This window comes from Agromyces sp. NPDC055661, from assembly GCF_053618135.1.
Genome location: NZ_JBSHHC010000001.1, coordinates 1665768 through 1691815, shown reverse-complemented (window position 1 = coordinate 1691815; position 26048 = coordinate 1665768). Strand labels below are relative to the sequence as shown.

The window sequence follows — 26048 nt, the reverse complement described above, 5'->3', positions numbered from 1 at the left end:
TTCGGGACCAGCATACGAGCGACGGCCCGCGCTCGGGCAGCCCCGCCGATAGCATGACGCCATGCTCACGGGAACGGATGGCGCCGGTGCGCCCGGCGGACGCGGCGGGGGCGGCGTGCAAGCCGGCGGCTCGCTGGCGATCGATGCGGGGCAGTCGGGCATCAAGGTGCGCCACGCGGATGCCGCGGGCGCGAGCGAGTGGGCGGGACCCGGCATCCGCACCGACCTGCCGCTGCTGCCGCAGCTCGCGCGCGTGATCGAGCAGTCGCTCGAGCAGGATCGCGCCGCGACCACCGTCGGGCTGGGCGTCTCGGGCCTCACCGACGACGTCGCCGACGCGGGCTACCTGTTGGCCGCCGCCGCGGCGTTCGGCGTGCGCAGCGTGCACCTCGCGCACGACTCGATCACCGCCTATCTCGGCGCGCTCGGCGACGAGCGCGGTGCCGTGGTGGCGTCGGGCACGGGCGTCGTGACCCTCGCGGTGGGCGCCGACGAGGTCGCGCGCGTCGACGGCTGGGGCTACCTGATCGGCGACGCGGGCAGCGGCTACTGGCTCGGACGCGCCGCGCTCGACGCGGTCATGCGCGCGTACGACGGACGCGGGGAGCCCACCGCCCTCACGGCCGTCGTCGCCGCGGACTTCCCCGACCTCGAGCGGGCGTACATCGACCTGCAGTCCGATCCCGAGCGGGTCGGGCGGATCGCGACGTACGCGCGCCCGGTCGCAGATCTTGCCGAGACCGATGCGGTCGCCGCGGCGATCGTCGAGGCGGCGGGGCGCGAGCTCGCGGCATCCGTGGTCGCCGGCCTTCGACGCGTGGGCGAGGCGGATGCCGCGGCGCCATGCGTGCGGGGGATCGGCGGGGTGTTCGGAGGCACCGTGCTCGCCCGCGCCTTCACGGCCGCGGTGCTCGAGCAGGTGCCGACGGCCGACGTGCGCATCGGCGAGGCGCACCCGCTCGACGGCGCGGCCGCGCTCGCCGGGGTGGACCCGACGAGCGCCCTGGCCGTGCACATCGCGACGGCGTCATCCGCGGGTTGACGCTCCTCAACGAGCGGAGCGAACCAGGAACGCCTCGATGCGATCGAACGCGCCGATCCACACCATGGTCGAGAAGAAGTCGCGCACCTCGGGCGTCGGGAAGCCGGTCTGCTCGACCGTGACGAGCGTGCCCGACTCGATCGCCTCGAACGTGACGACGACGTGCGTGGTCATGGTCTGCCCGCTCGGGTCGCTGCCAGACGACTCGGTGACGAGCCGGTGCGGGCGGTCGATCTCGAGGAAGACCTGCTCCTCGCGGAACAGGGTGTCGCGGTTCGGCCCCCACACCGCGACCTGCTTGCCGCCGACGCGGAGGTCGACCTCGATCTCGACGATGCCCGGCTCCTCGTCGAGGATCGAGAACCAGATCTTCTGCTGCTCGGCGTCGGTGTAGGCGTCGAAGACCTCCTCGGGCGTGGCCGGGAGCTCGCGAGTCAGGCGGAGCCCGATGGTCTCGCTCGTGTCGATGTCGCTCATGATTCCGTTCCCTTCCTGAGGGTGAAGTAGACCTGGAGGCCGTCGAGGCGGCGCTCCCAGAGTCGCTGGTAGAAGCTGATCCATGCCATGGCGTCGTCCAAGCGTTCGGTGCCGAGCTGGACCTGCCGCACGCGGCCGACCTTCTCGGTGGTGACGAGGCCGGCGGCCTCGAGTACGTCGACGTGCTTGCGGATGCCGGTGAGCGTCATACCCGCCGGCTCGGCCAGCTCGGTGATCGTCGCCGGGCCGTCGCCGAGGCGGGTCAGGATGTTCCGCCGCGTCTCGTCGGCGAGGGCGGCGAACGCCCGATCGAGTGCCTGTTGCCGAACCATGTGGTTCAGTGTAGAACACTGAACCGGAAAGTTCAATGTCAGCACTCGGCGACCTTCGTGCTGGGAGCCTCGGTCGATTGAAGGGGGTTTCCTCCCGCAGAACCGGTCGATTCGTCGACACGTCGACTCGTCTACAAGTCGATTTGTCTACAAGTCGATTTGTCTACAAGTCGATTCTTCTCCGAGTCGATTTGTCTCCGAGTCGCTTCGTCTCGGCCGGTTGATTCGACAACACGTCGATTTGTCGACGAGTGGATCTGTCGCCGAGTTGATTTGTCTCCTGATCGACGCGGCGACAGATCGACAAATCGCTCGGTTCTGCGGAGGGAAGGTCCCTGCGGGTGCCGACACGCGGCACAGGCACGCAGGGATCGGGTTGGCGAACGCGCGTCGCCATGAGAGGCGCCTCACCAGGAGGCGCCGGTCAACTCCTCGCTGACCTGCCAGAGGCGCTTCGCCGTCGCCTCGTCGAGCGAGCGCTTGGACGGCCGCTTCGGTCGGCGATCGTGGAAGTACCCACCGGTGACGCCGTCGAGCTCGGGTGACGAGGCCGCCCAGACGACTGTGTCCGCGCCACGTTCGGGGGAGCGCATGAACGGTCGCGCGAGGCCTCCCGTCGCCTCGAAGAACCGCATCTGGTCCTCCGCGCCGAAGGCGGTGCGGGTGACACCCGGGTGCACTGCGTTCACGCTGACCCCCGTCCCACGCAGGCGGCACGCCAGCTCGAAGGTGAACAGGACGTCGGCGAGCTTCGACTGGTTGTAGGCCCGTTGGCCCGAGTACTTGCGGCTCCCCTGGAGGTCGTCGAAGTCGATCGTGCCGAGCGCCTCCGCGCTCGAGGTGACGGTGACGATCCGCGCGTGCTCCTGCTCCCGCATCCGTTCGACGAGGAGGCTCGTCAGCAGGAACGGCGCGAGATGGTTGAGCGCGAACGTCAGCTCGAGCCCATCCGCGGTCACTGGCGGTGCGCCCAGAACCCGCCGACGTTGTTGACCAGCACGTCGAGTCGCGGGTATCGCTCCCGCACCTCGTCGGCGACCCGGCGCACGTGCGCCTGCGATGAGAGGTCGGCCTCGAAGACGTCGATCGCGTCGTGGCCCGATCGGCGCCGGAGTTCCCCGGCGGCGGCGGCCAACCGCGCGCCGTCCCGGCCGACGATGCCCACGCGCGCCCCGAGGGCGGCGAGTCCGGCCGCTGCAGCTTTCCCGATGCCCCCGGTGCCTCCGGTGACGAGGACGTTCCGCCCGGCGAGGGGCCGTTGCTCGCTCATCTGGTTCCGAGGCCCGGCGGCGTCTCTGGTGACGCCCGCCCGGGCGACTCCGACCTTCCTCCCTCAAGGCTCCTCGCCGATCGGAGGCGATGCAAGTCACATCGTGTCGAGGATCGCCACCAGCTGCTCGAACGTCGTGGTCGGGTTCACGATCGCGAAGCGCGTGTTCGTGCGGCCCGCGTGCGAGCTCGGAGTGACGAAGGCGCGCTGCTCGTCGAGCAGGCGGGCCGACCAGCGGTCGTAGTCGGCCTTGGTCCAGCCGTCGCGCTCGAACACGACGACCGAGAGCTGCGGGTCGCGCACGAGGCGGAAGCCCTCGCGCGACGAGATCTCGTCGGCGATGTCGCGGGCGAGCCGGATCGAGTTCGTGATCGCCTCGCGGTAGGCCGCCGCGCCGTGCGTCGCGAGCGAGAACCACAGCGGGAGTCCGCGGGGCCGGCGCGTGAGGTGCGCGGCGTAGTCCGATGGGCTCCACTCGCTCGTCTCGGTGAGGGTGTCGAGGTACTCGGCGTGCTGCGTGTGTGCGCGGCGGCCGGTCTCGGGGTCGCGGTAGATGAGCGCGCATGCGTCGAACGGCGCGAACAGCCACTTGTGCGGATCGACGATCACCGAGTCGGCGCGCTCGACGCCCGCGAACCGGTCGCGCGCGAGCGGGGAGAGCATCGCGGCCAGGCCGTAGGCGCCGTCGACGTGCAGCCAGAAGTCGTGCTCGTCCTTGAGCGCCGAGATCGAGGCGAGGTCGTCGACGATGCCGAAGTTCGTCGATCCGGCGGTGGCCACGACGGCGAACACGGATGCCCCGTGCTCCTCGAGCGCGGCACGCACGGCGTCGCCCCGCAGCATGCCGTCCTCCCCGGGGGCCACGGGCACGACGTCCACGTCCATGACGCGCGCCGCGGACGCGATCGAGGAGTGCGCCTCGGCGCTGCACACGATCTTCCAGCGGCCCGGGGCATCCGTGCCGGCCTCTGCCAGCGTCGACCGGGCGTGGTCGCGGGCCGCGACGAGTGCTGAGAGGTTGCCGAGCGTGCCGCCCTGCACGAACACGCCGCCGGCGGTGGCGGGCAGGCCGAACTCGCTCGCGAGCCAGGCGAGCACCTCGTTCTCGGCGTAGACGGCGCCGGCGCCCTCGAGCCACGAGCCGCCGTAGAGGGCGCTCGCCGACACGACGAGGTCGAACGCGATCGCGGCCTTGGTGGGCGCGGTCGGGATGAACGAGAGGTACTGCGGGTGGTCGGTCGTGATGCAGGCGGGCGCGAGCACGTGCTCGAAGAGCGAGAGGGCGCGGGTCGCGCCGATGCCGCGCTCGTCGATCGTGCGTCCGGCGAGGCGCGCCAGTTCCGACTGGGTGCTCGGCTTGTCGAGCGGGGTCTCGCTCGAGAGCATGCGGCGGCGCGAGTAGTCGAGCACGAGGTCGACGAGTCGGGTCGTCTCGCTCGAGACCTCGTGCATGCGGGTCGGGTTCGACGTCAGGGGCTCGGCGTGCACGCGGCATCCTCTCGCTCGGAGCGGGTGGGGTTCTGGGGGCAGCCAGCAGCGTGACACACGCGGACGCGTCCGCAAAATTCACGAGCGATCGCTGCGCGGGGCGCAGGGAACGGGCGAACGAGGCCCGGTCGGCGCAACGAACCGCGGCATCCGTGGCGATTCCGCGCGAGGCCCTGCAGACCGCCCGGCCGGCGTCCCCGAGCCCGGATTCCGTGCAACCCCTGATGCCGGTTTCGCTCGAGGGGCGTAGACCTGTGCTGAGGAACCCTCAGAGTCGTGGGCCCACTGCGGCCCGGAGCACGGAGGAACATCATGGACATCGACGAGCGCTCGCCGCAGTCCCTCGCGGACGTGACCGGAGCACCGGACGTCCCGCCCGACGCCGCGACGGAGGAGTCCGCCGGCTTCGACCCCGGATTCCTGGGCGTGCCGGCGCCGATGCCGACCATGCCCGACCCGCAGGCCGCGGCATCCGTCGAGCTCGTCTACGAGCACTTCACGGTGATGCTCGACACGACGCGCCGATTCGCGGGCGTGACGGGTGTCAACATCGACGGCGCCCGGCTCGTGCAGGTGCCGCGCGACGACCGCTGGGTGTTCGACGACCGCGTGCCCGAGGAGCTGCAGGCCGGGCCCGAGGTCTACGCCGACAACGACCTCGACCGCGGGCACCTCGTGCGCCGCAACGACCCGGTCTGGGGCGAGCCCGACGAGGCGGCGCGCGCGAACACCGACACGTTCTCGTTCACGAATGCGGCGCCGCAGGCGTCGGGGTTCAACCAGTCGCGCGAGCTGTGGCTCGGCCTCGAGGACCACGTCCTCGAGCATGCGCGCGTCAACGAGCTGAAGCTCAGCGTGTTCACGGGCCCCGTGCTCGCCGACGACGATCCGCCCTATCGCGGCATCCGGATCCCGCTGCGGTTCTGGAAGGTCGCCGCCTGGCACGACGGCACCGGCCTCGCCACGACCGGGTTCGTCGTCGACCAGTCGCCGCTGGTCGACGTCGACAAGCTGCCGCGCGAGCTCGGTGCAGTGCCGCCCCTCGGGCCGTTCCGCACGTTCCAGGTGCGCATCGCCGACATCGTCGCGCTGACCGGGCTCAGCATGCCCGACCTCGTGGCCGCCGAGCACCTGCCGCGCGGGGTCGAGGGCTGGCGCGCCATCGAGTCGCCCGCGGACATCCTCGTCTGAGGGCACCGGGTCTCAGGGCACCGGCCGACCGCCGACATCCGACCCGACCGGGGGGACCGGGTCGGGTGTCGGCGGTTCTCCGTCGAGGTGTCGGCGGTTCGTGGTCGAGTTGACGCATGGGCTTCGACGCGCGCTTCCTGGGGGTGGTCGCGGCGATGCCGCGGGTCGACGAGGCGGATGCCGCGACCGCCGTCGAGCTCGACTACGTGCACTTCACCGTGGTGCTCGACACCGTGCGGCGGCTCGCGCGGGTGACGGGCGTCAACGTCGACGGCGCCGAGCTCGTCGAGCTCGAGCGAGGTGACCGCTGGCGGTTCGACGACCGGATCCCGATCGACTGGCAGGCCGGCCCCGCGATCTACGCCGACAACGACCTCGATCGCGGCCATCTCGTGCGCCGTCGCGATCCGGTGTGGGGCCAGCCCGACGTCGCGGCCCGCGCCAACGCCGACACGTTCCGCTACACGAACGCCGCCCCGCAGGCGTCGGGCTTCAACCAGTCGAAGGAGCTGTGGCTCGGACTCGAGGACCACGTGCTCGAGCACGCGCGGGCGCACCGGCTGCGACTGAGCGTGTTCACGGGGCCGGTGCTCGCGGCCGGCGATCCGCCGTATCGCGGCATCCGAGTGCCGTTGCGATTCTGGAAGATCGCGGCGTGGAACACCGGCGTCGACGACACCCTCGCCGCGGTCGGGTTCGTGGTCGACCAGGCGCCGCTCGTCGAGACGTCCGAGCTCCGCGAGGCCGTGCCCGGCGAGGCGCCGCCGCTCGGGCCGTTCCGCACGTTCCAGGTGCCGATCGCCGACATCGCCGCGCTCACCCGGCTCGCCATGCCCGAGCTCGTCGCCGCCGACCGGATGCCCACGACCGTGGCGGCGGCCGGCTGGCGGCAGGTCGAGGCGCTCGACGAGATCCTGTTGTAAGCGTCGGGGCCGCCGGGCGCTCGGCGTATCGTCGACTGGTGACCCGACCCGACCACGACACGGATGATCGCGACCCAGCGCGATCGGCCCAAGAGCGACCTCGAGCAGACGGCGGAGGGCATGGCGTGACGGGCTGATCCGAGCTGCCCGTCGGGTCCGGCCAGTGTGCAGGAATGCACACCCGCTGTGCGGGATACGCGATTGCCGCTCACCCGTGCACATGGTGAGAATCGCCTGCAGCGCGTCCCCCTATCCGCGTCGCCAACTACAAGGAGGTAGTCGACCATGGCCGTCGGCAATTCGACCCAGGGCACGTCCCAGCAATCCCCGCCGTCCGCGGCATCCGGTTCCCGAGCACCCAGCGGCCTGCGCAAGGTCGTCGCGGCCTCGATGGCGGGCACGATCGTCGAGTGGTACGAGTTCTTCCTCTACGCCACCGCCGCCACGCTCGTCTTCAACGTGATCTTCTTCCCGCCGAGCGAGAACCCGCTCGACAACATCATCAAGGCGTTCCTCACCTACGCCGTCGGCTTCATCGCCCGACCGCTCGGCGGCATCGTGTTCGGCCACTTCGGCGACAAGTACGGCCGCAAGCGCCTGCTCCAGCTCGCGATCATCCTCGTCGGTGTCTCGACGTTCCTGATGGGCTGCCTGCCGACGTTCGACGCGATCGGCTATGCCGCGCCGATCCTGCTCGTGGTGCTCCGCTTCTTCCAGGGCTTCGCGGTCGGCGGCGAGTGGGGCGGCGCAGTGCTCCTCGTCGCCGAGCACTCGCCCGACAAGCAGCGCGGCTTCTGGGCGAGCTGGCCGCAGGCCGCCGTGCCCGCGGGCAACCTCATCGCCACCGTCGTGCTGCTCGTGCTCTCGTGGACGCTCTCGGACGAGGCGTTCCTCAGCTGGGGCTGGCGCGTCGCGTTCTGGCTCTCGGTCGTGATCGTCGCGGTCGGCTACTACATCCGCACCAAGGTCACCGACGCGCCGATCTTCCTCGAGGCGCAGGCCGAGGCCGAGCAGGACAAGCGCACCCGCTACGGCGTGCTCGAGGTGCTCAAGCGCTACCCGCGCGGCGTCTTCACCGCCATGGGCCTCCGTTTCGGCGAGAACATCATGTACTACCTCGTCGTGACATTCTCGATCACCTACATGTCGGCCCACCTCGGCATGGACACGTCGACGATCCTCACCCTCATCCTGTTCGCCCACGTCGTGCACTTCGCCGTGATCCCGGTCGTCGGGCGATTCAGCGACAAGCTCGGCCGCAAGCCGGTCTACGCGGCCGGCGCCGTGCTCGCCGCGGTCTGGGGCTTCATCGCCTTCCCGCTGTTCGACACCGAGAACGACTGGCTCATCGTCGGCGTGCTCATCCTCGGCCTCATGATCCACGCGCTCATGTACGCCGGCCAGCCCGCGATCATGGCCGAGATGTTCCCGACGCGCATGCGCTACTCGGGCGTCTCGCTCGGCTACCAGGTCACCTCGATCATCGCGGGCTCGCTCGCGCCGATCATCGCGACCCTGCTGCTCTCGACGTACGGCTCGTGGGTGCCCGTGGCGATCTACCTCGCGCTCGCCGCAGCCGTGACGCTCGTCGCGGTCATCGCGCTTCGCGAGACGGTGGGCATCTCGCTCCGCTCGATCGACGCGGCCGACCGCGAGAAGCTCGCCGAGCGGGTCGAGGCGTAAGGGCCCAGCGGATGCCGCGGGCGGCCGGCTCTCCGGAGCCGATCGTGCCGCGGCATCCGTGCGCCTGCGTCGGCGCGACGCGGCAGCACGCTTCCTCCCTCCCGCGAGTGGGCGATGTTGGCGCGTCACCGGCGATCAGATTCGCCAGGATCGCCCACTCGCGTCCTTCGGCGCACGCCGCACGCCGTGTCCTTCGATTCAGGAGTCACCATGACCGAACCCGCGACCACCGCGGCGACCCGCACGAGCACCCGCACGATCACCGGCGCCGTGCTCGAGGAGCTCGGGCGCGAGCGCCCGTACGCCGCCTCGATGCCGATCACCGTCTCCCAGCTGCAGCTCGACGCGCCGGGACCCGACGAGCTGCTCGTGCGCATCGAGGCGGCGGGCGTCTGCCACTCCGACCTCTCGGTGGTCGACGGCAGCCGGCCGCGCCCGGTGCCGATGCTGCTCGGCCACGAGGCCGCGGGCATCGTCGAGGAGGTCGGCGCCGCGGCATCCGCTGCCGGCTTCGCGGTCGGCGACCGGGTGGTCACCGCGTTCCTGCCGCGCTGCGGCGACTGCGACGGATGCCGCACCGGCGGCGTCATGCCGTGCGTGCCGGGCACTGCGGCGAACGCGGCGGGGACGCTGTTCGACGGCGGGATCCGACTGCACCGCGACGGCGAGCCCGTGCACCACCACCTCGGCGTCTCGGGTTTCGCGACGCACGCGGTGGTCGACCGTCGGTCGGTCGTCGTCGTCGGGCGAGATGTGCCGGCGGATGTCGCGGCGGTCCTCGGCTGCGCGGTGCTCACCGGCGGCGGGGCGGTCGTGAACGCCGGCGCGGTGCAGCCCGGGCAGGACGTGGTGATCGTCGGCCTCGGCGGCGTCGGCATGGCGTCGCTCATCACCGCGGTGTCGCTGCGTCACGGGCGCGTGATCGGCGTGGACGCCGTCCCGGCGAAGCTCGACCGCGCGCGCGAACTCGGCGCGACCGCTGCGATGACGCCCGACGAGGCGGTCGCGGCCGGGCTGCGCGCGCCGCTCGTGGTGGAGGCGGCGGGGCATCCGCGGGCCTTCGAGACGGCGTTCGCGCTGACCGCGCCGGGCGGGCGAACCGTGACCGTCGGCCTGCCCTCGCCGACCGCGCTCGCGCAGGTCTCGCCGCTGACGATCACCGCCGAGGCGCGCACCATCGTCGGGAGCTACCTCGGGTCGGCCGTGCCGTCGCGCGACATTCCGCGCTATGCGGAGCTCTGGCGCGAGGGCCGGCTCCCGGTCGAGGCGCTCATCTCGTCGCACATCGCGCTCGACGAGATCGACCACGCGATGGACATGCTCGCCGAGGGGCGGGCGATCCGCCAGGTGATCCGGTTCTGAAGGTCGGCGGCGCCCCGCGGCATCCATTGCCCGGCGGATGCCGCGAACGTATCGTGGGGAACGCGGGCACCCTGTGGTGCGACACCTGCCGCACTCCGCGTCGATGAAGTCGGGAGGGGCCATGGCGACGATCGCCTGGATCGGTCTGGGGCACATGGGAAGCCCGATGTCGGGCAACCTCGTCGCCGCGGGGCACGACGTGCGCGGCGTCGATCCCGATCCGGCGTGCCGGTCCGCGGCGGCCGAGCGCGGCGTGCAGGTCGTCGACTCCATCGCCGAGGCGGTGGAGGGCGCCGACGCCGTGTTCACGTCGCTGCCTCGCGGCGAGCACGTGCGCGAGGTGCTCGGCGGCGCCGGCGGCGTATGGGAGGCGGCGCCGACCAGGGCGCTGCTGCTCGACACCTCGACCGTCGACGTCGAGACGTCGCGGTGGTCGCACGACGAGTCCGCCGCGCGCGGCTTCCGTTTCGTCGACTCGCCCGTCTCGGGCGGCATCGCGGGCGCTCATGCGGGCACGCTCACGTTCATGCTCGGCGGCGAGGAGGCGGCCGTCGCCGAGGCGGCCGGGCTCGTCGAGCCGATGGCGGGGCACGTCTTCCGCGTCGGCGGACCCACGATGGGGATCGCGGCGAAGCTCGCGAACAACCTCATGCTCTTCGTCTCGCTGCTCGGCGTCGCCGAGGGGTCGCAGCTCGCGGCCGAGCTCGGACTCGACGCCGAGACGTTCCTCCGGGTCGCGTCGGTGTCGTCGGGTGACTCGTGGCCGCTGCGCACCTGGTATCCGGTTCCGGGTGTCGTGCCGACGAGTCCCGCCAACCGCAACTTCGACGCCACGTTCACGACCGTGCTCGCGCAGAAGGACCTCTCGTTCGCGGTCGCCGCGGGGGACGTCGCCGGGTTGCACCTGCCGGCGTCGCGCATCGCGCTCGAACAGTTCGACCGGCTCATCGACGAGGGGTACGGCGGCAAGGACTGCAGCCTCATCGTGAAGTACGCCTCCGCCGAAGGACGCATCGAGGGGTTCGACCCCGAGGCGTGAGCGCGGCCGGCGCGTCGGCGCGGGTCAGCCGTGCTGCACCGCGGCGATCACCTCGGTGAGGCGGTCGCGGAGCGAGCCCAGCTCGTCGAGGCTCATCCCGAGCCGGTCGACGACCTGCGGCGGGATGCCGAGCGCCCGCTCGCGAAGGGCGCGCCCGGCATCCGTCAGCGCGACGTCGAGCGCGCGCTCGTCGCGGGCGCTGCGCTCTCGGGTCACGTAGCCCTGCGCCTCGAGGCGCTTGAGCAACGGTGAGAGCGTCGCCGGCTCGAGCTGCAGCGCCTCGCCGAGGTCGCGCAGCGTGCGCGGACTGCGGCCCCAGAGCGCGAGCATCACGAGGTACTGCGGGTGCGTGAGCCCGAGCGGCTCGAGGATCGGCCGGTACACGCCGATCACGCCTCGCGCGGCGACCGCCAGGGCGAAGCAGACCTGGTTCTCGAGGGCGAGCAGGTCATCGGATGCCGCGCCGTCGCCGCCGCCGGCAGGGCCGGTCGCCGCGCGGTCGCTCGCCGCCTCGATCGGCGTCGCGGGTGCGCCCGTCGTCGTCGCTGCTCGGTCGTCCATGCTTCCAGTATGCATCGTGTGCGAATAGTTAGTACACTAATGATTATGACACGACCCACCCGTGGTGACCGCTCGGGCTCGCGCGGCTACGCGGGCTTCATCGAACGCCTCAACGCCCGGCTGCTTCCATACATCGGGCCGCCGCCGCTCGGCCCGTACGACGAGGAGCCCGTCCCGGCGCGTCCGGCGGCCTGCCCGATCTGCGGGGCACCCATGTCGGAGCACGTCATCGACCGCTCGTTCGAACGGACGCAGCTCCGCTGCCCGTGACGCCGGCTCGAGGCATCCGCCGGTCGACCTGCTCGACCCCGAATGCAGGAAGACCTCGCCGACACACGTGGGTGAGCGGCGGCCCGAACGGCGTTTCGTCCGAACGTTCCTGCAGTGCGGCTGCGGCTGCGGCTGCGGCTGCGACAGCACCAGCGGCATCCGCCCTCACGACGTGCGCAGCGCCACCCGCCGCAGCACCCAGCGCTCGTACTCGCGCCACGGATCGTCGACGCCGGCCGCGAGCTCGGCGATGTGGGCGAGCAGCGCGTCGTGCACCGCGAACCATTCGGTGCCGGCGAAGCGGTGCGCCGCGAACTGCACGTGCCGTCGCTGCTCGACCGCACGACCGCCGCGCTCGAACGCGAGCACCTCGTCGTGGGGCAGGCTCGCGAGGCGCAGCCGTGGGTTGACCGACGTGCCGATCTTGATCTGGTCGCGGTAGCGGATGTAGTAGACCACCTCGACGCGCGGCCGATCGAGCTCGTCGTCGGGCACCTCGCCGACGCGCCACTCGCACTCGGCGCAGACCCATCCCGACGGATAGCGCACGCCGACGCGAGAGCCGCACGCGAGGCACGGCGACGGGAGCAGGTCGGTCGTCCCGACCTCACGGGCGACCCAGTCGTGCGCCTCGAGCAGGTGCCGGGTGCACAGGTTGAGGGGTGCGCGGGGCTCGACGGGCTCGCCGCACGCGCGCCCGTCGGCGAGGACGATCCCGCACGTCATGCGAGCAGGCTACGCGCGACCGCCGACACCCGACGGGCGTTCACCCCGCCGCGATAGGCTCGTTCCCCGACCGCCGACCGGCGGGGCGGGCGTGGGGGTTCGGAGGCGAAGGGCAGCACGATGCGGTTCTGGCAGCGGCGGAAGCGGAAGCGATTCGCGCCGTTCGACCGCAAGGCCCTGCCCGAGGTCGAGCCGCTCACGTTCGAGGAGTCCTTCACCGAAGGACTGCTCGTCGCCGAGGCCGCGGGGCGCATGGCCCTGAAGAATCGCATCATCGTCGAGGCGCTCCGGGGCGAGGAGCCCTGGGACTCGGACCGGGCCGCCGCGGCCGCGCGCGAGGTGCTGCACGAGCTCATCGTCGAGCTCGACCAGGTCGCCGAGTGGTCGGCGGCCGAGCGCGAGTCGGCTGCGCAGCGCGAGGGCCGCTCCGAGCACCAGCACGACTACCACCGCGCTGATTCCTGGAACCTCCGCCTGCGCGAGCGCATCAACATCGCCGTGGCGAAGCGGCTCACCGAGCTCCGCAACGACGACGCCTACCTCGCCGCCTTCGCCGAGCGCGCCCGCCTCGAGGCGTGGGACGAGATCGCCGGGGTCATCGACCAGCGGCTCGCCCGCGAGTGGACGGGCTACGAGGTCGACGAGGACTACGAGCGCGAGCGCGACGACCGCCTCGAGGGACTCTCGCTCGACCTCGCACGCGACCTCGAGGCGGCTCGCCGCAAGCGCGAGGAACGCGACGAGCTCGACGACGCCTTCGGCGCCTGGGGCTGACAGCGGTCGGCGGTCGGCGGTCGGCGGCCAGCGCTACAACGCGAGCTCGCGGACCAGCCCGCGCACGCGTCGCTCGATCTCGCCACGGATCTTGCGCACGCGCTCGATCGGCAATCCGGCAGGGTCCTCGAGCTCCCAGTCGAGGTAGCGGGTCCCCGGGTACACCGGGCACGCGTCGCCGCAGCCCATCGTGACCACCACGTCGGACGCGCGCACGACCTCGTCGGTGAGGGGCTTCGGGAACTCACCGCCCAGCGACAGCCCGATCTCGTCGAGCGCCGAGATGATCGTCGACCTCACCGAGTTCGCCGGCCGCGACCCGGCGCTGCGCACCCGAACGCGGTCGCCGGTCAGCTGGCGGAGCAGCGCCGCCGCGAGCTGCGAACGACCGGAGTTCTGCACGCAGACGAACAGCACCCGGGGACGACGGTCGCGCGACGGCACCTCCTCGCTCGCGAGCGCCTCGAGCCGGATCGCGGCGAACGTCGCCGTGCGCGACGGCACGAACCTCGTGAGCGGTGAGTGCCCGATGAGCAGGTCATGGCTCTCGCGCACGTAGCGTCCGACGGTCTCGGGCGAGAACACGCCCGCGTAGCGGTCGGCGAGGTCGGATGCCGCGCGCGCGAGCACCTCGCTCGACGCGTGTTCGGTGGCATCCGCCGGCTTCGCGTGGCCTGCCGGGTGGGCCGCGGTCGGATTCATCGGAGGCAGTCTAGGCGCTCGCCGCACTAGCGTTGGACCATGGAGCGACGACGGGTGGAGTGGGCGGCCGGAGAGTGGACGCGGGAGCCCGTGTCGGCCCGGCAGGAGGGCGACGCCCTGGTGGTCGGCGCTGCCGAGGGCAGCGACTACTGGCGCACCACCCACTACGGGTTCATCCATGACGACGGCCATGGCCTGCTCGCCGAGTGGCCGGCGGATGCCGCGGTCGAGGTGACCTTCGACGCGTCGGCGCTCACCGCACTCTACGACCAGGCGGGCCTCCTGCTCTGGGTCGGCGACGAGCAGTGGGTCAAGGCCGGACTCGAGGTCTCCGACGGAGTGCTGCACCTCGGCGCGGTCGTCACGAACGGGGTGTCCGACTGGTCGATGGCTCCCGTACCCGACTGGGCCGGGCAGCTCGTCACGATCCGGGCGAGCCGGAGCGGCGAGCTCGGCGACGACATCACGCTGCGCGCCCGCACGGCATCGAGCGGCTGGCGCACGCTGCGCGTCGCGCCGTTCCCGGCCGCCGCGGCATGCGCGGGGCCCATGGTGTGCGCGCCCATGCGTGGCGACCTCGAGGTGCGGTTCACGAGCTGGGTCCTCGCGCCCGCCGACGAGGAGCTGCACGAGGACCCGCCCCTGGAATGATCCGCGGGCGGCGCGCTCCTACGCCGGCGTGATGTGGTGCGCCGGCCGGAACACGTCTCCCGGATCGACGTCGGCCTTGACCTGCTTGAGGCGCGCGAGCGTCTCGGGCGGGTAGATGGTCGCGGTGACGTCGTCGCCGAACTCCTGCGTGAAGTTGGAGTAGTGCCCGGCCGTGTACGAGAGCGGCTCGTCGACGACGAGGCGCACGGCGGCCACGTCGGCGTCGGGCGCGTCGAGCGGCAGCAGGCTGTTGACCATGAAGAAGGCCTGGGCGTCTCGGTAGGCGACCGCCGTCGCATCGGGTGCCACGCGTGCGTACGCGCCCCCGAGCGCTCGCAGCATGACCATGGTCGGCGCGGGGCCGCCGTAGGCGCGCTCGGCCGCGGCGAGGAGCTCGTCGGAGAGGTCGGCGACGAAGCCGTTGCCGCCGACGAACTGGAACGGCGGACGGCCCGGCGGTGCCTCCTCGAGCAGCTCGGCATACGCGACGGGACCGAGCGACACGTCGGTGATCGACGGCAGCGCGAGCAGCGGCTCGAGCAGGCCGCGGAGCTCCTCCTCCGTGCCCCGGAGCGCCACGGCGAGCTGCGGACCGGCGGGGAACTCCGGCATGATCGCGGGCATCACGATCAGCGTCGAGTTGAGCTCGTCGGGGGAGGCGATGGTCACGTCACGCCAGGCGCGCAGCACGTCGCCGACCTGCGACTGGTCGAAGTGCAGGTGGCCGCCGACGAGCTCGCCGACGGGCGAGGCCTGCAGCACGAAGCGGGTGGCGATGCCGAAGTTGCCGCCGCCGCCGCGGAGCGCCCAGAACAGGTCGGGGTGGGAGTCGGCGGTGACCGTGAGCACGGCGCCTGCGGCGGTCACGAACTCGATCTCGCGCACGAGGTCGATCGTGAGGCCATGCGTGCGGACGAGCCATCCGATGCCGCCGCCGAGTGCGAGCCCACCGACGCCGACGTCGAGCGTGTCGCCCGACGTGATCGCGAGGCCGTGTGGCGCGATCGCAGCGGCGACGTCGCCCCAGTGCGCGCCTGAGCCGACCCGGACGAGGTCGCCGTCGAGCAGTTCGACATCGGAGAACTCCGCGAGGTCGATGACCGCGCCGCCGGTGGCGGGCATGCTGCCGTGGCCGCCGCTGCGGACGGCGATCGAGAGGTTCGCGTCGACCGCCGCGCGCACGGCGGCCGCGACCTCCTCGGCGGTGGTGGGGCGGAAGACGACCTCGGGGTCTCCGGGGCCGTAGAAGAAGGTGCGTCCCTCGTCGTACTCGGTGGAGCCGGGCCCGAATGCCCGGCCGGGAACGCGTTCGCTCAACTCTGAGAGGATCGACATGAGGGGCAGTCTGGCAGCGGCCCCCGACATCCGTCACCCGTGCTCGCTGCCCGCGAACGGCGGATTCCTGCCATCCAGGTTGGCCGCGCGCTCGCCCTGCAACACTCTGCAGCCGCCGCCCCTACTCGCCCGTCGGGTGCGCCTTCGCCCGGTCGATGACCCACGCGTACGCGAACGCGCGCTCGCGCCACGCGGAGTACCGCCCCGACACGCCGCCGTGCCCGGCCGCCATCTCGGTCTTCAGCAGCGGGTCGGCGCCGGCGTCGCGCAGTCGCGCGACCCACTTGGCGGGCTCGACGTAGAGCACGCGGGTGTCGTTCAGCGAGGTGACCGCGAGGATCGGCGGGTAGTGCCCACCCCCATTGGTGCTGCCGTGCACGTTCTCGTACGGCGAGTACGACTTCATGTAGGCGTACACCTCGGCGTCGTCGAGCGGGTTGCCCCACTCGTCCCACTCGATCACGGTGAGCGGCAGCGACGGGTCGAGGATCGACGTCAGCGGGTCGACGAACGGCACCTCGGCGAGGATGCCGGAGAAGAACCGCGGTCCCATGTTCGCGACGGCGCCCATGAGCAGCCCGCCCGCGCTGCCGCCCTGGGCCACGAGGCGGTCGGGCGCGGTGACGTCCTCGTCGATGAGGTGCCTGGCCACGGCCACGAAATCGGTGAAGGTGTTGCGCTTGTCGAACTTCTTGCCGTGCTCGTACCAGAGCCGGCCCATCTCACCGCCACCGCGCACGTGGGCGACCGCGAAGATCATGCCGCGGTCGAGCAGCGACAGCCGCGGGATGCCGAACGCCGGGTCGATCGAGTGCTCGTAGGAGCCGTAGCCGTAGAGCAGCGTCGGCGCGGGCACGCCGAGGTCGACGAGGTCGTCGCGGTACACGAGCGAGATCGGGATGCGCGTGCCGTCGTCGGCCACCGCCCACTCGCGGCGCTGCGAGTAGCGTGTCGCGTCGTAGCCGCCGAGCACGGGCTGCTGCTTGCGCAGGCGTCGCTCGCCGGTCGCGATCACCACGTCGTACACCGTGGTCGGCGTCACGAAGCTCGAGAACCCGATCCGCAGGCTCGGCTGCTCCCAGTCGGCGTTGCTGCCGATGCCGACCGAGAACAGCTCCTCGTCGAACGACAGCTCGTGCAGGGTGTCGTCGGGCGTGGCATCCGCCGGCAGCCCAGCAGCGGGGACCTTCGCCACCGCGACCCGGGGGAGCCCCTCGCGCCGGTACTCGACGGCCACGAAGTCGCGGAACGCGTCGACGCCCTCGAGGCGCACGGCGGGGTTGTGCGGCAGCAGCATCCGTCGCGGCCCCTGCGGATCGGATGCCGCGACGCTCACGAGCTCGAAGTTCACCGCGCCGTCGTTGTGCACGACGAGCAGGCGGTCCTTGCCGCCCGCCACGACGTGCTCCACGTCGTACTCCACGCCGTCCTTGCGCGGCCAGACCACGCGGAACTCGCCCGCCGGCTCGTCGGCGTCGAGCAGCCAGGTCTCGCTCGTGACGTTCGAGCCGGCCTCGATCATGACGAACTTCCGGCTGCGCGTGACGCCCACCCCGAGCCAGAACCGCTCGTCGGGCTCGGTGAAGACCGAGACGTCGTCGGATGCCGCGGTGCCGACCTCGTGCCGCCAGATCGTGTCGGGCCGCCACGACTCGTCGACCGTCGCGTAGAAGAGGTAGCGCCCGCTCGGGTCGAAGACCGCGCCCGCGGCCGTGCCCTCGATGACGTCGTCGTACTCGCGGCCGGAGCCGTCGACCGAGCGCAGGCGGATCGTGTACCGCTCGTCGCCCTCGACGTCGATGCCGTAGAGCAGCGTCGACCCGTCGCCGGTCACGTCGAAGCTGCCGAGCGCGTAGTACTCGTGGCCCTCGGCCTCGAGATTGTCGTCGAGGAGCACCTGCTCGCCGGGGAGTCGCTCGAACGAGGCATCCACCAGCTCGTCGCCCGTGGTCTCGGGCAGCACCGGCGGCTCCCAGTCGTCGCCCGCGGCCGGCACGCGGCAGTGGATGCCGTACTGCGCGCCCTCGACCGTGCGCGTGAAGTACCACCAGTCGCCCTCGCGCGTCGGCACGCTCAGGTCGGTCTCCTTGGTGCGCGCCCGGATCTCCTCGAAGAGCTGCTCCTGCAGCAGCGAGAGGTGCTCGGTGCGGGCCTTCGTGTAGGCGTTCTCCTCGTGCAGGTGGGCGAGCACGGCCGGATCGTCCTTGGCGCGCAGCCACTCGTACTCGTCGACCACCACGTCGCCGTGGTGCTCTCGTTCGATCGGTCGCTTCTCGGTCTTCGGAGGAGTGAGCACGAGTCCACGCTACGCCCATGCGCCGACCCGGTTCGAGGGCGTCGGCGGATGCCGGGGTGCGGCCTGGGGCATCCGAGGCACCTCAGGCGGCCTGAGGCGACCCGACCTCCGGCACTCCGGCCGAAATAGGGCGATCGTCCGATGGGTGACGGATGCCTCAGCGCGCACGCTGGGGTCACCAGCCACCACAGGAGGATCCCATGCAGCTCTCGGCCGACTTCACGTCGCTCCACGGCCACCGTGCCGACGCCGCGCGCGGCGAGCGGGAGCTCGAGTTCCGCCGGATCGCCGAGGAGCGCCGAGCCCTCGAGGCGCAGTCCGCTCCCGAGGCGCCGGCCGCGCCCCTCGCGCACCGCCGCCGCGCACGCCGCACCGCGCGCCTGGCGCTGCGATGACGGAGACCGGAGCCCGCCCGGCCTCAGTCGGGCAGCTCGCGGATCTCCCACCGGTCGCCGTCGACGGGTTGCAGCACGCCGCGCACGCGTTCGCCGTCGCGGATCGCCTGCCACCCGATCGGCGGCAGCTCGCCGCCGACCACGTCGGTGCTGCCCGAGAAGGTCGGCGACTCGTACCCGGCACCGACGAGCGCCTCCTCGCGGGCGCTCGCGTCCCAGAGGCCGGACATCGACCAGGTCATCCACGCGGCCGCGAGTCCGCCGACCACGAAGAGCGCGTAGCCCGACTCGCGCATGGTCTTCGAGCGGTAGTGGCCGCCGACCGCTGACGCCATGATCGCCACGACGAGCACGATGCCCGGGAACACCAGCGGCCACGGATTCCACGGCGCGATGGTCACGACCTCGCTCACGACCACGGGATCACCCCGTCTTCGTCCAGTCGAGGTTGATGAGATCGCCGATGTAGACCGTCTCGCCGTAGTCGTGGATCTGCGGGTTCATGCGGAGCAGCTGCTGCTGCGGCAGTTCGAAGCGCTGCGCGATGTCGAAGAAGCTGTCGCCCTCGACGACCGTGTAGCTGAAGGGTGCGCCGTTCCCGTCGAGCACGGGGGTGGCGGTTGCGCCGGGTCGGGGGCCGGTGTCGTACGCCGGACCCCACTCGACGACCGGCGCGGGCGCGTTGGGCACCGGCTCGGGGGCGACGGGCTCGGGCTCGGCCGCGGGCGGCGCCGTGGCGACCGGCGGCGGCGTGGGGGTGGCCGTGACGGTCGCGAAGACGGTGACCGGCGGCGGCGTCGCGGCGGGCTGCACGACGCAGCCGCTCAGGCCGAAGATCGCGGCGACCGCTCCGATCGCGCCGCCGACGACGAGCGCCGACGTGCCGAGTCCACTCCCCACCGAGCCTCCCCATCGACGTGCCGAACGGCGCGTCAGCATCGGGCGCGCCGCTCGCGCCAGCCTATCGACCGTCTCGGGAAGCGCAATCCCTCCCGCGACGGATCCGGCCGCGCCGGGAGCCGTTCAGCTCGCGGCGAGGACCGCCGCGCGGATGCGCTGCAGCCCCTCGACCAGCTGCGTATCGGAGACGCCCGCGTAGCCGATCACGATGCCCGGCTCCTCCTGGCCCGGCACCGCCGAGTAGTCGGCGAGCGGCGCGACCGCGACCCCCTCGGCCTCGAGCCTCGCGAGCACGGCGGCGGATGCCGGGTGGTCGGGCAGTCGCACCACGGCGTGCAGCCCGCCGTCGAGCCCGCTCAGCGGTGCGCCGGGCAGCCCGTCGAGGGCGTCGAGCACGAGCTTGCGCCGGTGGGCGTAGTCGCGCCGGGTGCCCGCGATGTGCCGGCGCACCGACCCGCTCGCGAGCAGGGCGGCCATCGCGTCCTGCTCGACGCCGGGCACCGGGCACCGGTCGTCGGCGCGCATGGTCGCGTACGCGTCGCGCAGCTCGGGGTTGTCGGGCAGCACGAGGTAGCCGAGGCGCAGCCACGGCGTGAGCACCTTCGAGAAGCTCCCCACGAGCACCGCGCGGCCCGCCTCGTCGAGCGACGCCAGCGCGGGCAGCGGCGGGCCGAGGTGCCGGTACTCGCTGTCGTAGTCGTCCTCGAGCACGACGGCGCCGGTCTCGCGAGCCCATTCGAGGAGCTCGAGGCGGACCGCGACGGGCAGTCGTCCGCCGAGCGGGTACTGGTGGCTCGGCGTGACCATGACCGCGTCGGGCGGACGGGGCATCCGTCGCAGCGCCTCGACGACGATGCCGTCGCCGTCGACCGGAACGGGCACCGTGCTCGCGCCGTGCAGCTCGAGGGTGCGCCGCGCCGACGGGTAGCCGGGGTGCTCGACCGCGATGACCGGCGGGCGACCGAGTGCGACGGCCAGGGCGGACGCGCTGAGCGAGAGCGCCTCGCTCGTGCCGGCGGTGACGACGATGTCGTCGGCCTCGCACGCGACGCCGCGCGCCATGCGCAGGTGGTCGGCGATCTCCTCGCGCAGGCGAGGGACGCCGAACGGCCGCGGGGACTCCGACGGGATGTCGCGGGCCGCCGCCTCGCGCCAGGCCGAACGCCAGGAGCGGGTGTCGATGCGGGACGTCGAGGGCCGGCCCGGCAGCAGGTCGATGCGGGGTGCGACGCGCTCGCCGACGGGCCGCGCGGGGCGCTCCGTCGCGCGCGGCTCGCGTCGGGCGTCAGGCCGACCCTCCTGCGGCCGGGCACCCGGCGTGACCGCAGTGCCGACGGCCGCGGTGGCGACGGATGCCGCGGCGTCGTGCGGCGCGAGGTCGGCCACGCGCGTCGGCGCGCCCTGCCGCATCTCGAGGTACCCCTCGCCGGCGAGCTGCTCGTAGGCGCCCACGACGGCGCTGCGGGAGATCCCGAGCTCCGAAGCGAGCCCGCGCGTGGAGGGCATCTGGTCGCCCGCCCGCAGCGCGCCGCCGAGGATGCCGCGGCGCAGCCCGTCGACGAGCTGCACGCCGATCGGCAGGCCGCCGTCGCGATCGATCACGAGGATGGGTCCGTCCACGGCGCCCTCCGATCCGCTCGACTGGACTGCCGGATGCTGCGGGAACTGGTCTGCACGGCGAACCAGTATGGTCGCGAGACTAGCAGCGTGACCATGACGAACACCACCGCCCCCCGCCGCATCCGTCGCCTGGCCGAGCGCCAGACCACCGACCGCGACGAGCTCTTCGAGCTGCTCGACACCGAGCTCGTCGGGCACCTCGTGGCCGTGGCCGACGGCACGCCGATCGTCGTGCCCATGGGCTTCGCGCGGGTGGGGGAGCACGTGTACGTGCACGGCTCGACGGGCGGCGGCTTCGCGCTCCGCGCGGCGGCCGAGCGCGCGACGGTCGCCTTCTCGGTGACCGCCCTCGACGGGCTCGTGTTCGCGCGGTCGCTCTTCGACAGTTCCATGAACTACCGCAGCGCCGTGGTCTACGGCGTGCTCGAGCCGGTCGACGACGAGCAGGCGGATGCCGCGCTGCTCGCGCTCTCCGAGCGGCTCATGCCCGGCCGGTCCGCCGAGGTGCGCGCGATGACGCGCAAGGAGACGGCGGCCACGCGCGTGCTGCGGCTCGCCCTGGACGACGTCGTCATGAAGCGGCGCGCGGCCGGGGCATCCGAGGACCCCGACGACGGCGAGGACCACGCGGTCTGGGCCGGCGTCGTGCCGCTCGGACGCGCTTGGGGTGCGCCCGAGCCGTCCCCCCTCACGCCAGAGGGGACCCCGATCCCGGATTCCGTGCTCGCCCTGACGACCGGGCGGGGACGGGTCGACAGACTGCTCTGATGGAAAGGAGGTGCGCGATGTTCGCGACCTTGCTCGTGCTGGGACTGCTCGCCGCTGCGGCGATCACGACCTCGCTCGTGCAGTTCCGGCGTGACGGCTACCACCGTACGCCGACGCTGCTGCACTGAGCCGACACGACCCGACGAACGACCGCGCCTCGCCGATCGACCCCGTCGACCGGCACGCCCGGGCCCCCTGCCGCCCGGGCGCCGCAGGCACCTCAGGTGCCCTGCGTCCCACGCTGCCCCGAAATAGGGCGATCGCCCGATGGGTCCCGGGTGCCTTAGCGCGCACGCTGAAGGCATCCGATCGGAAGCATCGGACCGACTCAGGAGGAATCATGCAGTTCTCGGCAGACTTCGTCGTCATCGGCTCGCACCGCGCCGACGTGCTCGCGGCCGAGCGCGAGATCAGCCGCCGCATGGCCGCCGACGAGCGCGGCTCGGACGACGCGGGGGCGTCGCCCGCGCCGGTCGCCCACCGCGTCCACCGCCGCCGTCGCGCGCACCGCCGTGCGCCGCAGCTCGCCCTCCGGTGAGCCTCGCAGCCGCCATGCGCGGCGATGACGTCCTGCGCGGCGTCGTCGGACCCGTTCCCGGTCCCGACGGCGCCGTGCGCGGTGTCGGCGGTGAGTGGCACCATGAGAGGGTGACCACGTCAGCGCCGGCCATGATCGGCCGAGACGCCGACCTCGCGATGCTGAACGAACGCCTCGCCGAGGTGCGCGCGGGCGCGCCCTTCACCGTGATCATCGGCGGCGAGGCGGGCATCGGCAAGACGCGGCTGATCCGCGAGTACGAGGCCGGCCTCCCCGACGACGTCCGCCTGCTCGCGGGTCAGTCCGTCGACCTCGGCAGCGTCGCGGCGCCCTATGCGCCGGTCAAGACCGCACTGCGCACGCTCCTCGCCGAGGTGGGGGCCCAGCGCATGCTCGACGCCGTCGGCCCCGGCCGCGCGGCGCTCATCGCGCTGCTGCCCGAGCTGGTGTCCGACGAGGCATCCGTCGCCACCATCGTGCCACCCGTCTCGCCGGTCGCCGCCGGCTCCGCTACGGGCCAGCTGCACGAGGCCATCGCGGTGCTGCTCGAGACGTTCTCGCGCGACCACCCCATCGTCTTCGTCATCGAAGACCTCCACTGGATCGACGCGGCCAGCCTGGCCCTGCTCCGGTTCCTCATGCGTGCGCTGGGCTCCAGCCGCGTGCTCACGGTGCTGAGCTACCGCACCGAAGACGTGACGCGGGGGCACCCGGTGCGCGACTTCCTCTCCGAGGCCGAGCGCGACCGCTGGGTCGAGCGCCGCGAGCTCGGCCGGCTCACGAAGTCGCAGGTCAAGAAGCTCACGCGGTCGCTCATCGTCGACGAGGTGCCGAGCGAACTCGTGCTCGACACCGTGTTCCGCCGAAGCGACGGCGTGCCGTTCTTCGTCGAAGAGCTGGTGGGCATCGACGGATGCCGCGAGGAGGGCCTCGTGCCCGACACGCTGCGCGAGCTGCTGCTCGCCCGCTACGAGCGACTGCCCGAGCCGGCGCAGGGGCTGCTGCGCCTCATCTCCACGGGCGGCGTGCGCATCTCGCACACGATGCTCGAGGCGGTCTACACCGGCACGGCCGACGAGCTCGACGCCGCCGCCCGCCAGGCCGTGCTCTTCGGCGTGCTCACCATCGAGGGCGACGACTACGCGTTCCGGCACGCGCTCGTGCGCGAGGCCATCCTCTCCGACCTGCTGCCCGGCGAGCGTGCGCGGTTCCACGCGCGGTATGCCGAGGCCTACGAAGCTGCCGCTGCGGCCGGCGCCCGCCGGCTCGCCGCCGAGATCTCCTACCACTGGCTCGGCGCCCACGACGCCGCGAAGGCGTTCCCGGCCACCATGCAGGCCATGCGCGAGGCGCGCGCCGCCGCCGCCTACGGCACCGCCGCCCAACTCGGTGAGCGGGCGCTCGGGCTGTGGGACGTGGTGCCCGACGCGGCCGCACTCGCGGGCATGAGCAAGCTCGAGCTCATGGGGCGCACGGCCTCGCACCTGCGCAACGCGGGCGAGGGCGACCGCAGCCTCGCGCTCGTGAAGGCCGCGCTCGCCGAGTGCCCGCGCGACGACCCCAACTACCCGCGGCTGCTGCGCGACAAGGGGCTCTACCTCGCCAACGTCGGCAAGCCCGGCTCGGTCGCCGTCCTCGAGGAGGCGCTCGCCGCCCTCGACGCGCGCGGCGACACCGGGCCCACCGAGCTCCGCGCGACCACGCTCACCGCGCTCGCCGGCCGACTCATGATCGACGGCCGGCTCGACGACGCCGTCGAGACCGCCGATCGCGCCCTGGCCGTCGCGACCGAGATCGGCTCGCCGCGCTACGCCTCCATCGCCACGAACATCGCCGGCATCAGCCGCGCCGACCGGGGCGACGTCGACGAGGGGCTCGCGCTCCTCGAGCGCGCCCGCGAGCTCGCCGACGGCGACGGTGCGGCGCTCCTCCGCTACTGGGTGAACGCGTCCGACCAGCACTACCTCGTCGGGCACTACCACGAGGCGGTGCGGCTCGCCGAAGAGGGGCTGGCGCAGGCGCGTACGCAGGGCGTCGAGCGCAGCTCGGGCGTCATCCTCGCGTCGAACGCCGTCGACCCGCTGTTCGCGCTCGGGGAGTGGGAGCGCGCCGAGGAGCTCATCGACCGTGCCCTCGCGCTCGACCCGCCGACGCCGTTCACGGTGTACCTGCTGCGCGCCCGCATCTGGGCGCTGCTCTGGCGGGGCGAGACCGAGCGCGCAACGCGGCTCTGGCACAGTTCGCGAACGTCGATGGCGGCCGTGATGGAGGTCGAGATGCAGACGCGCCTCGCCGTCGGTCGCGTCGCCGCCGAGATCGCCCTCGCCAACGACGACCTCCCCGCCGCGTGGCGCGAGGTGCGCCCGCTGCTCCACGAGCGGCACGCGCCGCTGGCCGGCTACGCGCTGCCGTTCCTCTGGGTCGCCGCGCGTGTGGTCGCCGCGGTCCGCGCGCGGCCGCACGCCGTGAGCGAGGCCGTCGCCGCCGAGGTGGCCGACGCCGTGCCCGAGTTCCGCGCGCTGCTCGACCGGCTCTCGTACTGGCCGACGCAGCCGGTGTGGGCCACCGTGTTCGAGGCCGAGCTCGCCGAGGCATCCGAGGGCGCCGGAGCCGGTGACGCCGGCACCGACGTCGAGGCCTGGCGTGCCGCCGTCGAGGCGGCGGCCGTTCCCGAGGCGCCCGGGTTCCTCATCGCCTACGCGCTGCTGCGCCAGGGCGAGGCCGAGCTGGCGGGCGCCGACCGAGCGGCCGCGCGCACGTCCCTCCAGGCGGCGCTCGATGTCGCCGAGTCCGGCGGCGTCATCGCCGTGCGCGATCGGGTCGTGCGGGTCGCCGCCGCGGCCGGCATCGCGCTCGACGGCGTGGGCGGCGGCGCGGGACTGGTCGCGCCCGAGACCGGGGTCGCCGGCACCCCGTCCGACGCCGACGTGCTCGCCGCGGCGGAGCTCACCGCTCGCGAGCGCCAGGTGCTCGAGCTCATCGCCGAGGGCCTCAGCAACCGCCAGATCGGCGAGCGGCTCTTCATCAGCGGCAAGACCGCGAGCGTGCACGTCTCGGCGATCCTGCGCAAGCTCGGCGCCGCCACGCGCACCGAGGCCGCCTACCGCGCGGGCGCCCTGCGCTGAGGCCGCGCTCGCCCGCAGGCGAGCGCCTCGCGGCATCCGTGCGCACCTCGACTCGTACGCAATTCAGGTTCGGAGGTGTGTCGTCGCCACCTGAATTGCATAGATCGGCGAGGTGGGAATGGTCGATCGAGTCCCGGTCGGAGCCGCGGTCAGACCCCTACTTCCACTCCCAGTACTCCGACGTGGTCGTGCCGTCGGCGCCGACGCCGTACTCGAACAGCACCAGCACGTCGGCCAACCGGTTCCATTCGTCGGGCACCGTCTGGAAGCACAGTGATCCGCGGTGGCTGGCGGCGCCACCGTGGTCCGAACGGCCGAGGCCGTGGCCGGTCCACGTCGCGGTCCGCCCGTCCTCCGTCGTCATGATGCCCCGGCCCTCGCTGTACTGGGTCCCGTCGGGACGGACGACCGTCAGGTAGGTCCCGACGTCCCTGACGTTCACCCCGAGGAACGTCCCGGTCGCCTGGAACGACGTCTCGAGCTTCATGCGGCCGTCGTCGTCGCGGAGCACGCGCTGGTACGTGACGCTCCCCGTGATCTCGCCGAACTGGTCACCGAGCATGATGTTCCCTCCTGCTCA

At 72.6% G+C, this 26048-nt stretch carries 27 protein-coding genes; 13 read left to right on the top strand and 14 right to left on the bottom strand.

What is annotated here, in order from left to right; translation table 11 throughout:
• Positions 1-61: 61 nt before the first annotated feature.
• Positions 62-1042, top strand: a complete 981-nt coding sequence (locus ACWGO8_RS07650; RefSeq protein WP_452042493.1) for an N-acetylglucosamine kinase — start codon at positions 62-64, stop codon at positions 1040-1042.
• Positions 1043-1048: 6 nt separating this feature from the next.
• On the opposite strand, the gene ACWGO8_RS07645 is transcribed toward ACWGO8_RS07650, so the two are convergent.
• From ACWGO8_RS07645 to ACWGO8_RS07625, 5 genes are all read right to left on the bottom strand, one after another.
• A complete protein-coding gene (locus tag ACWGO8_RS07645) occupies positions 1049-1519 on the bottom strand; it encodes an SRPBCC family protein (protein ID WP_452042492.1) in 471 nt (156 codons plus the stop codon).
• Positions 1516-1851 carry an ArsR/SmtB family transcription factor gene (locus ACWGO8_RS07640; protein WP_452042491.1) on the bottom strand — a complete coding sequence of 112 codons (336 nt, stop codon included), beginning with the start codon at positions 1849-1851 and terminating at the stop codon, positions 1516-1518. The genes ACWGO8_RS07645 and ACWGO8_RS07640 overlap by 4 nt, the downstream gene beginning before the upstream one ends.
• A 407-nt stretch (positions 1852-2258) precedes the next feature.
• On the bottom strand, positions 2259-2810 hold the full coding sequence (locus ACWGO8_RS07635) for an SDR family NAD(P)-dependent oxidoreductase (protein WP_452042490.1): 552 nt from the start codon (positions 2808-2810) through the stop codon (positions 2259-2261).
• Positions 2807-3121 (bottom strand): SDR family NAD(P)-dependent oxidoreductase, encoded by a 315-nt coding sequence (locus tag ACWGO8_RS07630; RefSeq protein ID WP_452042489.1) that lies wholly within the window; start codon positions 3119-3121, stop codon positions 2807-2809. The genes ACWGO8_RS07635 and ACWGO8_RS07630 overlap by 4 nt, the downstream gene beginning before the upstream one ends.
• Positions 3122-3217: 96 nt before the next feature.
• Complete coding sequence (locus ACWGO8_RS07625; RefSeq protein WP_452043530.1) at positions 3218-4573, bottom strand: pyridoxal phosphate-dependent decarboxylase family protein; 1356 nt, start codon at positions 4571-4573, stop codon at positions 3218-3220.
• Between the two features lie 348 nt (positions 4574-4921).
• On the opposite strand from ACWGO8_RS07625, the gene ACWGO8_RS07620 reads away from it, so the two are divergent.
• The 5 genes from ACWGO8_RS07620 (at position 4922) to ACWGO8_RS07600 (ending at position 10807) form a co-directional block, all read left to right on the top strand.
• On the top strand, positions 4922-5800 hold the full coding sequence (locus ACWGO8_RS07620; RefSeq protein WP_452042488.1) for a DNA/RNA non-specific endonuclease: 879 nt from the start codon (positions 4922-4924) through the stop codon (positions 5798-5800).
• Between the two features lie 116 nt (positions 5801-5916).
• Complete coding sequence (locus ACWGO8_RS07615; RefSeq protein ID WP_452042487.1) at positions 5917-6723, top strand: DNA/RNA non-specific endonuclease; 807 nt, start codon at positions 5917-5919, stop codon at positions 6721-6723.
• A 285-nt stretch (positions 6724-7008) separates the two neighbouring features.
• The gene (locus ACWGO8_RS07610) at positions 7009-8406 is read left to right on the top strand and encodes an MFS transporter (RefSeq protein WP_452042486.1); all 1398 of its coding nucleotides are present in this window, start codon (positions 7009-7011) and stop codon (positions 8404-8406) included.
• 210 nt (positions 8407-8616) lie between these two features.
• The gene (locus ACWGO8_RS07605) at positions 8617-9768 is read left to right on the top strand and encodes an alcohol dehydrogenase catalytic domain-containing protein (RefSeq protein WP_452042485.1); all 1152 of its coding nucleotides are present in this window, start codon (positions 8617-8619) and stop codon (positions 9766-9768) included.
• A gap of 121 nt (positions 9769-9889) precedes the next feature.
• On the top strand, positions 9890-10807 hold the full coding sequence (locus tag ACWGO8_RS07600) for an NAD(P)-dependent oxidoreductase (protein WP_452042484.1): 918 nt from the start codon (positions 9890-9892) through the stop codon (positions 10805-10807).
• 24 nt (positions 10808-10831) lie between these two features.
• On the opposite strand, the gene ACWGO8_RS07595 is transcribed toward ACWGO8_RS07600, so the two are convergent.
• Complete coding sequence (locus tag ACWGO8_RS07595) at positions 10832-11368, bottom strand: MarR family winged helix-turn-helix transcriptional regulator (protein WP_452042483.1); 537 nt, start codon at positions 11366-11368, stop codon at positions 10832-10834.
• A 45-nt stretch (positions 11369-11413) separates the two neighbouring features.
• On the opposite strand from ACWGO8_RS07595, the gene ACWGO8_RS07590 reads away from it, so the two are divergent.
• Entirely contained in the window at positions 11414-11638 is a 225-nt protein-coding gene (locus tag ACWGO8_RS07590) for a hypothetical protein (protein WP_452042482.1), read from the top strand.
• 165 nt (positions 11639-11803) lie between these two features.
• Here the strand turns inward: ACWGO8_RS07590 and ACWGO8_RS07585 are convergent, their stop codons facing one another.
• A complete protein-coding gene (locus tag ACWGO8_RS07585; protein ID WP_452042481.1) occupies positions 11804-12364 on the bottom strand; it encodes a GIY-YIG nuclease family protein in 561 nt (186 codons plus the stop codon).
• 120 nt (positions 12365-12484) lie between these two features.
• On the opposite strand from ACWGO8_RS07585, the gene ACWGO8_RS07580 reads away from it, so the two are divergent.
• Positions 12485-13138 (top strand): hypothetical protein, encoded by a 654-nt coding sequence (locus tag ACWGO8_RS07580; protein WP_452042480.1) that lies wholly within the window; start codon positions 12485-12487, stop codon positions 13136-13138.
• A 33-nt stretch (positions 13139-13171) separates the two neighbouring features.
• On the opposite strand, the gene ACWGO8_RS07575 is transcribed toward ACWGO8_RS07580, so the two are convergent.
• On the bottom strand, positions 13172-13840 hold the full coding sequence (locus ACWGO8_RS07575; RefSeq protein WP_452042479.1) for an arsenate reductase ArsC: 669 nt from the start codon (positions 13838-13840) through the stop codon (positions 13172-13174).
• Positions 13841-13879: 39 nt separating this feature from the next.
• On the opposite strand from ACWGO8_RS07575, the gene ACWGO8_RS07570 reads away from it, so the two are divergent.
• Positions 13880-14491 carry a DUF1349 domain-containing protein gene (locus ACWGO8_RS07570; RefSeq protein WP_452042478.1) on the top strand — a complete coding sequence of 204 codons (612 nt, stop codon included), beginning with the start codon at positions 13880-13882 and terminating at the stop codon, positions 14489-14491.
• Positions 14492-14509: 18 nt separating this feature from the next.
• On the opposite strand, the gene ACWGO8_RS07565 is transcribed toward ACWGO8_RS07570, so the two are convergent.
• Positions 14510-15826 carry an FAD-binding oxidoreductase gene (locus tag ACWGO8_RS07565; protein WP_452042477.1) on the bottom strand — a complete coding sequence of 439 codons (1317 nt, stop codon included), beginning with the start codon at positions 15824-15826 and terminating at the stop codon, positions 14510-14512.
• 121 nt (positions 15827-15947) lie between these two features.
• The gene (locus ACWGO8_RS07560) at positions 15948-18122 is read right to left on the bottom strand and encodes a S9 family peptidase (protein ID WP_452042476.1); all 2175 of its coding nucleotides are present in this window, start codon (positions 18120-18122) and stop codon (positions 15948-15950) included.
• Between the two features lie 200 nt (positions 18123-18322).
• On the opposite strand from ACWGO8_RS07560, the gene ACWGO8_RS07555 reads away from it, so the two are divergent.
• On the top strand, positions 18323-18517 hold the full coding sequence (locus ACWGO8_RS07555) for a hypothetical protein (RefSeq protein ID WP_452042475.1): 195 nt from the start codon (positions 18323-18325) through the stop codon (positions 18515-18517).
• Between the two features lie 23 nt (positions 18518-18540).
• Here the strand turns inward: ACWGO8_RS07555 and ACWGO8_RS07550 are convergent, their stop codons facing one another.
• From ACWGO8_RS07550 to pdxR, 3 genes are all read right to left on the bottom strand, one after another.
• Entirely contained in the window at positions 18541-18930 is a 390-nt protein-coding gene (locus tag ACWGO8_RS07550) for a hypothetical protein (protein ID WP_452042474.1), read from the bottom strand.
• Between the two features lie 10 nt (positions 18931-18940).
• Entirely contained in the window at positions 18941-19417 is a 477-nt protein-coding gene (locus ACWGO8_RS07545) for a LysM peptidoglycan-binding domain-containing protein (protein ID WP_452042473.1), read from the bottom strand.
• 123 nt (positions 19418-19540) lie between these two features.
• Complete coding sequence (gene pdxR / locus ACWGO8_RS07540) at positions 19541-21037, bottom strand: MocR-like pyridoxine biosynthesis transcription factor PdxR (protein WP_452042472.1); 1497 nt, start codon at positions 21035-21037, stop codon at positions 19541-19543.
• Positions 21038-21130: 93 nt separating this feature from the next.
• Here pdxR and ACWGO8_RS07535 point away from each other — a divergent pair, with 93 nt between their 5' ends.
• The 3 genes from ACWGO8_RS07535 (at position 21131) to ACWGO8_RS07525 (ending at position 25468) form a co-directional block, all read left to right on the top strand.
• Positions 21131-21805: a pyridoxamine 5'-phosphate oxidase family protein gene (locus ACWGO8_RS07535; protein ID WP_452042471.1), complete on the top strand. Its 675-nt coding sequence runs from the start codon at positions 21131-21133 to the stop codon at positions 21803-21805.
• A 340-nt stretch (positions 21806-22145) separates the two neighbouring features.
• Entirely contained in the window at positions 22146-22343 is a 198-nt protein-coding gene (locus ACWGO8_RS07530; protein ID WP_452042470.1) for a hypothetical protein, read from the top strand.
• A 110-nt stretch (positions 22344-22453) separates the two neighbouring features.
• On the top strand, positions 22454-25468 hold the full coding sequence (locus tag ACWGO8_RS07525) for a helix-turn-helix transcriptional regulator (protein ID WP_452042469.1): 3015 nt from the start codon (positions 22454-22456) through the stop codon (positions 25466-25468).
• Positions 25469-25625: 157 nt separating this feature from the next.
• On the opposite strand, the gene ACWGO8_RS07520 is transcribed toward ACWGO8_RS07525, so the two are convergent.
• Positions 25626-26030: a hypothetical protein gene (locus ACWGO8_RS07520; RefSeq protein ID WP_452042468.1), complete on the bottom strand. Its 405-nt coding sequence runs from the start codon at positions 26028-26030 to the stop codon at positions 25626-25628.
• Between the last annotated feature and the right edge of the window lie 18 nt (positions 26031-26048).